The following is an 11,754-nucleotide window of genomic DNA, read 5'->3' on the forward strand; positions in this document are numbered from 1 at the left end:
ATTTCGATGAATTTATTTGAAATGTTACGTTGGAATAATTGGAAGAATTTGACAGATGAAGCGAAGATTCAAGCGTTCCAGCAAGTCTTAATGTATTTTGTCAGTCCATTAAAAGAAATCACCAATCTTGAATTATTGACTTATCAATTAGATGGCGTAAAATGCCGCACGTTTGAATTGGAAATCGATGGCGAAGCTTTTGTTTTTGTGCCCGGACAAAAAGAAGCAATTTTAGGCTGGGATTTGGGTGTAAAAGGACTAGCAACTAACGCTTGGTCAATTACGAACACACATCCCTTAACAAAAAACGATAAACAAATTGTTGCAGAATATCACTTGGGAGATTTGGATAGTTGGGATTTATATGTCAATTTGCATACCTCTCCCTTACGAAAAAAAGATATTCCCCCCATGTTGATACAAAAGCATGCACTACCGGCAGGAACGCACTATTTAGGCATGTTAGATACTATTACGGGGGAATTTACTGGGAATGTGGCAAAATTTAGTCCTTTTGAAGCGGAGGTTAAAGCACAGCTTACGCCGCCGCAAACTTTTGAAGAAAGCTTAAATTACTCATTGCCATACCATATTTTATCACCAAATGCTTTTTACTTAGAAATTGCAGATGGTACTGATAGTTATTATGTCTTTGAGCATTTTGAATGCACCCAAACAAGTTTAATTCATACGATTCAAAATGAAGGCTTTGATTTATTAAGTGAAGATCAGTGGGAATTTATGGTAGGCGCAGGAACACGTAAACTATTTCGCTGGGGAAATGCTGCTGATGTTGACGAAAGTTACTGGGGCAGACAAGTGAAAAGCTTAAAACAAGGTCCCAATATGTTTGGTGTAGTTATTAACGGTGGAGCCAATCGCTATGAACTAACTTGTGATGCTGTCTTGAAAATGGAACATAGTCAAAAAAGCGGGATTCCTTTATTAGAATTGCTGCCAGAAGCAACTTATTACCGTGCCAATAGACGTCTAAAAGCAGATGAAAAATTAACACCACAAGATTTTTTATATCGTAAAGTAATCTCAATTGAATTAGATTAAATCGTTGACAAGTATAGGTTTGTCTTCTATACTTTGTAAGGAAAAAGGATATAACCGAACAGTTTCTTTGTTACAGAAAGCTTTTGTTTGCTGAGAAAAAAGCACAAACCTGTTTGCAGTTGCTCCCTTTTTTTTAATTCAGTAGCAATACTGACGCAACTCCGCGTTATAGAGCTTAAGAGGTAATGAATGACATCATTGCAAACAAGGTGGTACCGCGGTTTTCGTCCTTGTCTTGCAGTGGTGTCTTATTTTTTTTGAAAGTAGGAGAAATGATGAAAGAATTATCCAGCGGCCAAGTCCGCCAAATGTTCTTGGACTTTTTCAAGTCAAAAGGACACAGTGTTGAACCAAGTGCATCTTTAGTACCAGTGAATGATCCCACCCTTTTGTGGATCAATTCTGGAGTTGCCACTTTAAAAAAATATTTTGATGGCTCTGTGGTTCCAGAAAATCCCCGGATTACAAATGCACAAAAATCAATTCGAACCAACGACATTGAAAATGTAGGGAAAACAGCTCGCCACCATACAATGTTTGAAATGTTAGGAAATTTTTCAATTGGTGACTATTTTAAAACAGAAGCTATTCATTGGGCTTGGGAATTTTTAACTGATGAAAAATGGATGGCTTTTGATCCAGAAAAATTATATGTTACGGTTTATCCAAAAGACACAGAAGCCAAGCGTATTTGGCATGAAGAAGTCGGATTACCTCTTGATCATATTGTGGAAATTGAAGACAATTTTTGGGATATTGGTGCGGGCCCCAGCGGTCCAGATACTGAAATTTTTTACGATCGTGGCGAAGAATTCAACGATTTAGCAGCAGATGATCCTGAAAACTATCCTGGCGGGGAAAATGAACGTTACTTGGAAATTTGGAATTTAGTATTTTCTGAGTTTAATCACAAACCAGACGATACTTACGAACCATTACCGCATAAAAACATTGATACGGGGATGGGGCTAGAACGAATGGTTTCCATCGTTCAAAATGCACCAACCAACTTTGAAACAGATTTATTTATGCCAATTATTAAAGAAGTAGAAGTTTTAAGTGGCAAATTCCAATATGGCGATGCACCACAAACTGATATTTCCTTTAAAGTAATTGCTGACCATATTCGGGCTTTGGCGTTTGCCATTGGCGACGGGGCGTTACCTTCTAATGAAGGTCGTGGTTATGTATTGCGGCGTTTATTACGTCGGGCTGTTATGCACGGCAAAAAACTAGGAATCGATGAAGCCTTTTTGTATAAATTAGTTGTCGTTGTCGGTAAGATTATGGACAGTTATTATCCAGAAATTCTACAACAACAAGAATTTATTGAAAAAGTAATCCGAACAGAAGAAGAGCGTTTCCATGAAACAATCAACGAAGGCTTGGAAATTTTGACCCAAGTCATTGAAAAAGTTAAAGCTGAGAAAAAAGATACCTTAAGCGGACAAGATATCTTCAAATTGTATGATACGTATGGTTTCCCAGTTGAATTAACGGAAGAAGTCGCAGAAGATGAAGGCTTAAAAGTTGATCACGCTGGGTTTGAAGCAGAAATGCAAGCCCAAAGAGAACGGGCCCGTGCAGCTCGCAGTACGGACGTGTCAATGGGAGTTCAATCTGCTTTACTAACTGAAATTAAAGTAGAAAGTGAATTTGTGGGTTATGATAACTATGAAGCTGAAAGTGAATTGCTCGTTTTAATTCAAGACGAAGCGATTGTTAGTGCTGCAAATAGTGGTGAAGCACAATTGATTTTTGCCAAAACACCGTTTTACGCAGAAATGGGAGGACAAGTTGCCGATACTGGTATCATTTGTGATGTAACAGGAAATATCGTCGCTGAAGTTCACGATGTGAAAAAAGCGCCAAATGGTCAATTTTTACACACGGTAACGCTGCAAGCACCCGTATCAGAAGGAACGACTTACTTCTTACAAATTAATGTTTCTCGTCGTAATCGTATTATTAAAAACCATACAGCGACGCATTTATTACACAAAGCATTAAAAGAAGTATTGGGCAATCATGCAAATCAAGCTGGCTCACTAGTGGCCCCAGGACACTTACGTTTTGACTTTACGCACTTTGGTCAAGTGACAACAGAAGAATTAAGCCAAATGGAAGCAATCGTCAACCAAAAAATTTGGGATGCACTACCCGTTGTTACAATTGAAACAGATATTGATACAGCCAAAGGTATGGGAGCAATGGCGTTATTTGGTGAAAAATACGGTCACGATGTCCGCGTTGTAAATGTTGCCGACTGGTCCATTGAGCTTTGTGGGGGCACGCATGTGGCCAATACAGAAGATATTGGTATTTTCAAAATTGTTTCTGAGTCAGGAATTGGTGCCGGTGTCCGCCGAATTGAAGCTGTAACCAGCAAAGAAGCCTATGAATTACTTGATAGTGAAGAAACACAACTAAAAGAAATCGCCACAATTGTGAAATCACCACAATTAAAAGAAGTTGTTGCCAAAACTGTACAACTACAACAACAACTAAAAGATTTACAAAAAGAAAATGAACAATTGGCAAGTAAATTAGCCAATCAACAAGCTGGCGATATTTTCAAAAACGTTGAAACTATAAATGGTATTAGTTTTATCGCCGCTGAAGTGAAGGTTAAAGATATGAACCAATTGCGTCAATTAGCTGACCAATGGAAGCAAAAAGCTACTTCTGATGTGTTAGTGTTGGCCAATGCTAGCGGTGAAAAAGTAAACTTGTTAGCGGCAATGAGTAATGAAGCAATCGCACGAGGCTTAAAAGCTGGAGATTTAATTAAAGTGATTGCACCACTCGTTGGCGGTGGTGGCGGTGGACGTCCTGACATGGCTCAAGCCGGAGGTAAAAATCCTGCTGGCATTAGCGCTGCCCTAGCAAAAGTAGCCGATTTCTTACAACAAGCATAATAAAAATACACGAATAGCTAGATTGTAATCGTGATAAAAGATGATGACCCGAACAATAAATGTATCACTCTTTAATTTTAGAGAGTTGCGCCTTTTAAAGGCCAAGTACATATTGCGTTCGGGTTATTATTTATGTCGTTTTTAAGCCGATAATTATTTATCAAGAATGGCCTTAAATTTGTTTGAAATTGATAAAAAGGGTAAAATGAAGAGAAGTTTAGTTGAAGGAGTTTTACGGCAATGCTTAATTATTTTATAAAAAAAATCGAATCAAAAGACGCAGAAAAGACGCGCACTTCTTTTGGTTTTTTAGCAGGTAGTTTAGGACTTGTTTCAAATGGTCTCTTGTTTATTATGAAATTTTTTATTGGTCTTTTCGCCCATAGTGTTTCAATCATGGCCGATGCCATCAACAGCCTAAGCGATACTGCATCTTCTGTGTTAACTTTGGTTGGTTTTCAAATTGCAGCTAAACCAGCCGACAAAGAACATCCCTATGGTCATGAGCGCTTTGAATATATTAGTGGCTTCATGATTTCGATTATTATTACCTTTGTTGGCTTTCAATTCTTGGTTTCCTCTGTTGAAAAGATAATGGATCCAAGCAAAATTAAACTTTCGCCATTGGTTTTTATTATTTTGCTCTTATCAATTGGCATTAAAATCTGGCAAAGTTTTATGTATCAAAAAATTTCAACCAAAATTGATTCTGAAACACTAAAAGCATCCTCACAAGACAGCTTAAATGACGTTATTACAACGGCAGCTGTTCTCATTTCAGCTTTTGTTGAACTATTTACTGGTCTACATGTTGATGGTTGGATGGGGCTTTTTATCGCACTTTATATTTTATACAGCGGTTTAAAAATGGTGAAAGAATTTATCGATGAATTATTGGGAAGTCGTCCTAGTAGCGAAGAAATTTTAAAAATGGAAACGCACTTAAATGAATATCCTGATATTTTAGGGTATCACGATTTGTTGGTTCACAGTTATGGTCCTAAAAAACAGTTTGCCACAGTCCACATTGAAGTAGATGACACGTGGAGCTTAAATTATGCTCATGATATTATTAACCGCATTGAAAAAGATTTTCGCGAAAACTTGAAGGTGGAGCTTGTTTGCCATTTAGATCCGGTTGCGGTGAAAAGTCCTGAGTACCAGCAAAAATGGGAGATCGTAAAAGAAGCGATTAGCGCATTACAGTTAGATTTGCGTGTCCATGATTTTCGGATTGAAAAAAATCAGTTGTCTTTTGATGTCGTAGTGCCACCAAAATGTGCTAAAAAAGATTCTGAAATTCGCGAAAATTTGACAGAATATTTAACCAACCGTTTGGGTGCTATCACTTTAGAAATAACCTTTGATCACAACTATTTATTATAACGATCTAAATTTGACGTAAAGGAGTTTAGCCAATGACGATTCAACAAGATTTAAGTATCTTACAATCAGTTTTTTTACTTATAATTTTCATTAACACGATTGGTGCTTTGGTTACAGTATTTCGGAAACCACGCTCGATTACGAGCATTCTTGCGTGGTCTTTGACCTTAATTTTTATTCCCATTATTGGATTTATCGTGTATTTATTTTGCGGCCGGGGAATTGATGGTGAAACAGTTTATAAATATGATGTTGAGACCAATCGAAAAGTCAAAGAAATTAATACGTTAATTCACCAGAATAATAAGCGTTATGATATTGAAGAAGTAGAAAAAGAACTAAAATTATTAGAACGCTATTTAAAATCTGTTGATGAATCACCTTTAACAAGGGGCAACAGCGTAAAGCTCTATACAGATGGTAATGAGAAATTTGCGGCTTTATTTGAAGATATTAAATCAGCTGAAGATAATATTCATGTAGAATACTATGCTTTTTTCCCGGATAGAATTGGCCATCAATTTTTACAACTATTAATTGAAAAAGCGAAAGCTGGCGTAGAAGTTCGTCTAATCTATGATCCATGGGGGGCAAAAGGATCCAATGAAAAATTCTTTCAGCCACTAGTTGCAGCAGGGGGAAAAGTTGCCGCCTTTATTACTTCGCGAGATTTAATTCGCAAAACTCGGTTAAATTATCACTTGCATCGTAAAATCGTAGTAATTGATGGTAAAATCGGTTGGACCGGTGGTTTTAACGTGGGGGATCAGTATTTAAGTCGCAGTGAAAAATTTGGTTACTGGCGGGATACCCATGGACGCATTGTTGGTACGGCTAGTTTCAGTTTACAAGAAATCTTTATTCGGGATTGGAATGCTTCGGTTAAAAATGAGAGCGACCAGTTGGATTACGAAGAACGTTACTTTGTGATTAAAAAAGATACGGGGGGGCAAGCTGAGATTCAAGTAGTGGCAGATGGCCCAGAAAATAAAATCGATATTTTAAAAAGTGCCTTTGTTAAAATGATTTTGTCTGCGGATGAGAAAGTATGGATTCAAACACCGTATTTAATTCCAGATGACGTCATGTTTAATGCTTTGGTTACAGCTGCACGTTCAGGCGTTGATGTCCGAATTATGATTCCCAATATGCCCGATCATCCTTTTATCTACCGTGCAACGCAATATTATGCTAATTTACTGCATAAAATGGGAATTAAAATCTATCATTACGACAATGGTTTTTTACATGCAAAAACCATTGTCATGGATGACAATTTATGTTCTTTTGGTTCAACCAACCAAGATATTCGTAGTTATGAATTAAATTTTGAAGTGAACGCTTTTGTCTACGATGAAACGCTAACCAAACAAATGCAGCAGATCTTTTTAGCCGATCAAGAAAAATGCTATGTTTTAACAGATGAAATAATTGCCAATCAGTCCTATTGGCTACGTTTTAAGCAAAACTTTTCTCGTTTACTGTCACCAATTTTATAAGCAAAACTTCCGAACTTATTTATCTTACTAGCAATAAGTTAGATCGTGCTCAAGTAGTCAAATCAATATTTTTTCTTGTATAGTAAAAAAGCCACCAACGGCAAAGATTCAAAGAAAAACTTACTTTGATCTTTGCCGTGTTGGTGTCTTTATTCTTTAATGCTGTCGTAATGCTTTTTGTAGCCCTTGTCTGGCCAGTTGATCAGCGCCTTTATTCTTACTTTCTGGAATCCATTGTAAAATTAATAGGGGGAAATTTGGTAGCAAAGCTTGAATTTTTTGAAAAATTTCTTGGAAATTTTCGTTATTAGTATAGTTTTTATCTACTGTTTGGACTAAAATCTTACTATCAGAGTAAACAAAAATGGTTTCATTTATATAATTGTGTTGGATGAGATAAGTTAATAATTCGTAAAAAGCATGGAATTCAGCTTGGTGGTTACTCATCGTTTTCAATGGTAGGTGGATTTGTTCATGCAGATTGTCAGAAACTAACAACAACCCAGCACCGCTTGGACCTGGATTACCTTTTGTAGCGGCATCAATATAGGCTTTAATCATAGTAATCATCCTTATAATTAAAATAATTCACGTTTTAACTTTAGCAGAAGAGGAGCAATTTACAAGTATGAAAAATAGAAAATATCGTTGGCAGCCAGAACTTGCTGTCAGTATCATTTATTGGTCATTAACATTGATTGTTCTCTTTTATAGTTTGACATTGTCTTTGGAAAATACTAGACCCTACTGGAAAAGCAATTTAGTCATGGCCTTCTTTTTTGTCTGTGTTATAATTGGCTGTCTGCGCCGCTTTGTTTTAACCCATGATCATATTACGGTTTATTATGCTCGCTTTTGGAAAAAGCAAGAACTTTATTACCGCAATATTACCCAAGTCGCCATTATCAAAAATGGTATTGAGTTTTTGTATTTGGGTGAAGAATATCATTTTCTAATGCGTAAGAAAACCAAGTCAGCATTAATTACAGAACTTAAAACCCATATTTCAGCTGAAAAATTTGTGACCAAAGAAAGTGATTTGTTTCAATAAAATAAAAAGGAGCAGTCGTTATGGCGGAAAATGCTGATTTATTTTTAGCTAGTTTTAATCGAATTAACAAATGGTTAAAAGAGCAATTAAATAATCCCAAAAACATGGGCTTTAGTGAAATGGTACGCCGTTTAAGCAAAAAACCAGAATTTTTGACAAATGATTATGCCGAGGATCTACTGCAAATGGCGCAATTGCGCAATGCCATTGTTCACGATCAAATTAGTACAGATTTTGTGATCGCAGAACCAAATGAGTGGGTAGTAAAACGGATTATGGAAATCGAAAAAGCACTGTTGCAGCCAGAACTGGTCTTGCCGCGTTTTCGGAAAAATGTAACAGGTTTTGAAATTACTTTACCAATTTATGAAATTCTAAAAACCATTGCCCAAAAGCGCTATTCTCAATTTCCCTTATACGAAAAAGGCAAATTTAAAGGCCTTATCACTTTGAGAGCGCTAGGTTATTGGTTTGCCAAAGAAAGCTTAAAAGGTGAGATAGTTTTAGGCAATCGCTTGGCAGATGAATTGTTAATTGAAGATGGTAAAGTGACCAATTACCAGTTTGTTGACAGTAAAACAACTGTGGCAGAAGCAGAAAATATGTTTCATCAAAACGGATTGTTAGAAGCAATCTTAATTACACGCGATGGAAATCCTAATGGTAACTTATTAGGAATTATTCGTCCGCGTGATTTATTTAATGTTTAGAAATGAGTTGAATTTATGATAATTTTTATTCTTATTGCGGTACTTTTGATCGTAGTAGATCAATTGGTCAAGGGGTGGATCGTTGCTAATATTGCATTGGGCACATCGATGCCGATTATTAAAAATGTTTTCTCACTAACTTATTTTCAAAATACAGGTGCTGCTTGGAGCATGTTAGAAGGGCAAATGAGTTTTTTTGCCCTTGTCACAACTGTAGCAGTTGGTGCTTGTAGTTACTTATTGTACAAAAATCGTAACGGTGCCAAGCTTTATTCATTGGGTTTAAGTTTGGTGCTTGCGGGCGCATTAGGCAATTTCATTGATCGCATGCGCTTAGGTTACGTAGTGGATATGTTTCAAACTGATTTTGTCTCATTTCCTATTTTTAATGTAGCGGATTCTTGTTTAGTAGTGGGAGTTATTTTGATTTTTATTTACATTTTATTTGAAGAACGCTTTAAAGGAGCAAAAGCATGAAAGAACTTTTAATTGTGATAAAAGAAAACGGGCCGCGCATTGATAAAGCGTTAACGACATATTTACCAGAATATACCCGCTCGCAAATTCAACAGTGGTTAAAAGAAGGTGTAGTCTTTTTAAAGGGACAACCGTTAAAAGCTAATTACAAAGTCAAAGCCCATGATGAGATTGTCATCCAAATTCCAGAACCAGAAACACTGGACTTAGTGCCAGAAAATCTCGATTTAGAAATCGTTTATGAAGATGAAGATGTCGCAGTGATAAATAAACCCCAAGGAATGGTGGTCCATCCTTCTGCAGGTCACAGTCACGGCACGCTAGTAAACGGATTGTTATATCAATTGAGCAATTTATCAACGATTAACGATGTTGTACGTCCGGGAATTGTTCATCGTATTGACAAAGATACTTCTGGGCTATTGATGGTGGCAAAAAATGATGTTGCCCATGAATCATTAGCAGCACAATTAAAAGCTAAAACCAGTTTGCGTAAATATGTTGCTTTGGTACACGGTAATATTACTCACGAAAAAGGGACCATTGAAGCTCCTATTGGTCGTTCTAAAGTTAATCGAAAAATGCAAGCAATAAGAGAAGACGGGAAACCGGCGCTGACGCATTTTACTGTCTTAGAACGCTTTGGTGACTTTACTTTAGTCGAACTACAGTTAGAAACTGGTCGTACTCATCAAATTCGGGTGCACATGCAATACATAGGTTTTCCTCTAGCCGGAGATCCAACCTATGGTCCGAAAAAAACCTTAAAAGGAAACGGTCAATTTTTACATGCGAAGTTACTTGGCTTCACACACCCTCGTACCAACGAAAAAATGGTTTTTGAAGCACCTTTGCCAGAAATTTTTGAAAAAACATTAACAAACTTACGAAAAAAAGATTGATTTTTGATTTAAAGAAGTGTAACCTTGTTTTAGGAAAAATAAATAGTAATCCTTTAAGAGTAGTCCCGTGAGGCTAAGAAGGAGTGTGCAAGTAATTTAGTAAGGTGCGCCTTAGTAAAACTTGTTTAGTGAATTGTAGTAAAAAGGGTCAGTGTACCCAGATACTAAATCAATTATCACTCCTGCCTAACTTCGGGCAGGAGTTTTTTTGTCTTTTAAATTGACGAGGAGGAAAAAAATGGCAATAAAAGAAGTAGTAGACGCAGTAACAATGAAGCGAGCATTGACTCGGATTACCTATGAAATCATTGAACGAAATCATGGTATTGAGGACTTGGTTTTAGTCGGAATCAAAACAAGAGGCATCTACATTGCCCAGCGTATCGCTGAACGTTTACAACAACTAGAAGGTATTAAAGTGCCAGTCGGTCAATTAGACATTACACTTTATCGGGATGATGCAAAAAAAGAAGATGATCCAACTGTTCATGCTTCTGATATCCCAGTCAATTTGGAAGGTAAAGAAGTTATCGTGGTGGATGATGTCTTGTTTACCGGCCGAACAATTCGTGCCGCGTTGGATGCAATTATGGACTATGGTCGTCCGCGTAAAATTTCTTTAGCCGTTTTAGTGGACAGAGGTCATAGAGAGTTGCCAATTCGTGCCGATTATGTTGGAAAAAATATTCCGACGTCATTAGCCGAAGAAATTATTGTGGAAATGGAAGAAGTAGACGGTAAGGACCGTATTGTCATCAATAAAGAAGCCGAGTAAAAAACTTAAGGGAACTATTAGGAGGAAAAAAGATGATCATCCAACAAGAGAGAATTAGTTTAAAACACTTATTAACCGTTGAAGCTTTAACAGACCAAGAGGTTATGGGCTTAATTAGACGTGGTCAAGAATTTAAAAACGGCGCAAAATGGACACCAGAAAAAGAGCAGTATTTTGCGACAAATCTATTTTTCGAAAATAGTACCCGAACACATAAAAGTTTTGATGTGGCAGAAAAAAAATTAGGCATTGATGTCATTGAATTTGATGCTTCAACAAGTTCGGTTCAAAAAGGTGAAACATTATACGACACCGTTTTGACCATGTCTGCTTTAGGCGTCGATGTTGCCGTTATTCGTCACGGAGATGAAAATTACTACGATGATTTAATTCAAAGTAAAACAATCCAATGTGGAATTATTAACGGCGGCGATGGTAGTGGCCAACATCCAACGCAATGTTTATTGGATCTAATGACAATTTATGAAGAGTTTGGCCGTTTTGAAGGTTTAAAAGTAGCGATTGTCGGAGATATTACCCACTCCCGCGTGGCAAAATCAAATATGCAAATGTTAAAACGTTTAGGTGCGCAAGTCTTCTTCTCTGGACCGGCACAATGGTATGATGAAGAATTTGAAGTTTATGGGCATTACTTACCATTAGATGAACTTGTTGACAAAGTAGACGTAATGATGATGTTACGGGTTCAACATGAGCGTCACGATGGCAATGAAAGCTTTTCAAAAGAAGGCTATCACGCGCAATATGGACTAACTGTTGGGCGTGCCAAAAAAATGAAAGAAGGGGCAATTATCATGCACCCAGCGCCAGTTAATCGTGATGTTGAATTGGCAGATTCTTTAGTAGAAGGCTACCAAGCTCGCATTATCCAACAAATGACCAACGGCGTTTTTGTCCGGATGGCAATTTTAGAAGCAGTTTTAGCCGGCAGAGCTTAAAAGAAAATAAAAAAG

11 protein-coding genes are annotated in these 11,754 nt (G+C 37.0%); 10 read left to right on the top strand and 1 reads right to left on the bottom strand.

Annotated features, from left to right (window positions below; translation table 11 throughout):
- Positions 1-6 precede the first annotated feature (6 nt).
- The 4 genes from P3T75_RS06735 to cls all read left to right on the top strand — a co-directional run bounded on the left by P3T75_RS06735 (position 7) and on the right by cls (position 6,865).
- Positions 7-1,062 (top strand): DUF7278 family profilin-like fold-containing protein, encoded by a 1,056-nt coding sequence (locus P3T75_RS06735; RefSeq protein WP_230710857.1) that lies wholly within the window; start codon positions 7-9, stop codon positions 1,060-1,062.
- A 275-nt stretch (positions 1,063-1,337) separates the two neighbouring features.
- Positions 1,338-3,980 (top strand): alanine--tRNA ligase, encoded by a 2,643-nt coding sequence (gene alaS, locus P3T75_RS06740; RefSeq protein ID WP_282462577.1) that lies wholly within the window; start codon positions 1,338-1,340, stop codon positions 3,978-3,980.
- 240 nt (positions 3,981-4,220) lie between these two features.
- Positions 4,221-5,366 carry a cation diffusion facilitator family transporter gene (locus P3T75_RS06745; RefSeq protein WP_282462535.1) on the top strand — a complete coding sequence of 382 codons (1,146 nt, stop codon included), beginning with the start codon at positions 4,221-4,223 and terminating at the stop codon, positions 5,364-5,366.
- 32 nt (positions 5,367-5,398) lie between these two features.
- Positions 5,399-6,865: a cardiolipin synthase gene (cls, locus tag P3T75_RS06750; RefSeq protein ID WP_230710863.1), complete on the top strand. Its 1,467-nt coding sequence runs from the start codon at positions 5,399-5,401 to the stop codon at positions 6,863-6,865.
- 156 nt (positions 6,866-7,021) lie between these two features.
- On the opposite strand, the gene P3T75_RS06755 is transcribed toward cls, so the two are convergent.
- Positions 7,022-7,426, bottom strand: coding sequence for a ribonuclease HI family protein (locus P3T75_RS06755; protein WP_206902799.1), 405 nt, complete (start codon positions 7,424-7,426; stop codon positions 7,022-7,024).
- 67 nt (positions 7,427-7,493) lie between these two features.
- Between P3T75_RS06755 and P3T75_RS06760 the strand changes: the two genes are divergently transcribed.
- The 6 genes from P3T75_RS06760 (at position 7,494) to P3T75_RS06785 (ending at position 11,739) form a co-directional block, all read left to right on the top strand.
- A complete protein-coding gene (locus P3T75_RS06760; RefSeq protein ID WP_206902800.1) occupies positions 7,494-7,916 on the top strand; it encodes an EbsA family protein in 423 nt (140 codons plus the stop codon).
- A gap of 20 nt (positions 7,917-7,936) precedes the next feature.
- The gene (locus P3T75_RS06765; protein ID WP_206902801.1) at positions 7,937-8,626 is read left to right on the top strand and encodes a CBS domain-containing protein; all 690 of its coding nucleotides are present in this window, start codon (positions 7,937-7,939) and stop codon (positions 8,624-8,626) included.
- Between the two features lie 15 nt (positions 8,627-8,641).
- Positions 8,642-9,103, top strand: a complete 462-nt coding sequence (gene lspA, locus P3T75_RS06770; RefSeq protein ID WP_282462536.1) for a signal peptidase II — start codon at positions 8,642-8,644, stop codon at positions 9,101-9,103.
- The gene (locus tag P3T75_RS06775) at positions 9,100-10,005 is read left to right on the top strand and encodes an RluA family pseudouridine synthase (protein WP_282462537.1); all 906 of its coding nucleotides are present in this window, start codon (positions 9,100-9,102) and stop codon (positions 10,003-10,005) included. Before lspA ends, P3T75_RS06775 begins: the two co-directional genes overlap by 4 nt.
- A gap of 238 nt (positions 10,006-10,243) precedes the next feature.
- Positions 10,244-10,780, top strand: coding sequence for a bifunctional pyr operon transcriptional regulator/uracil phosphoribosyltransferase PyrR (gene pyrR, locus P3T75_RS06780; protein ID WP_206902804.1), 537 nt, complete (start codon positions 10,244-10,246; stop codon positions 10,778-10,780).
- Between the two features lie 32 nt (positions 10,781-10,812).
- Positions 10,813-11,739, top strand: coding sequence for an aspartate carbamoyltransferase catalytic subunit (locus P3T75_RS06785; RefSeq protein ID WP_206902805.1), 927 nt, complete (start codon positions 10,813-10,815; stop codon positions 11,737-11,739).
- Positions 11,740-11,754: the final 15 nt, after the last annotated feature.

It is taken from the genome of Enterococcus montenegrensis, from assembly GCF_029983095.1.
Taxonomy (GTDB): Bacteria; Bacillota; Bacilli; order Lactobacillales; family Enterococcaceae; genus Enterococcus_C; species Enterococcus_C montenegrensis.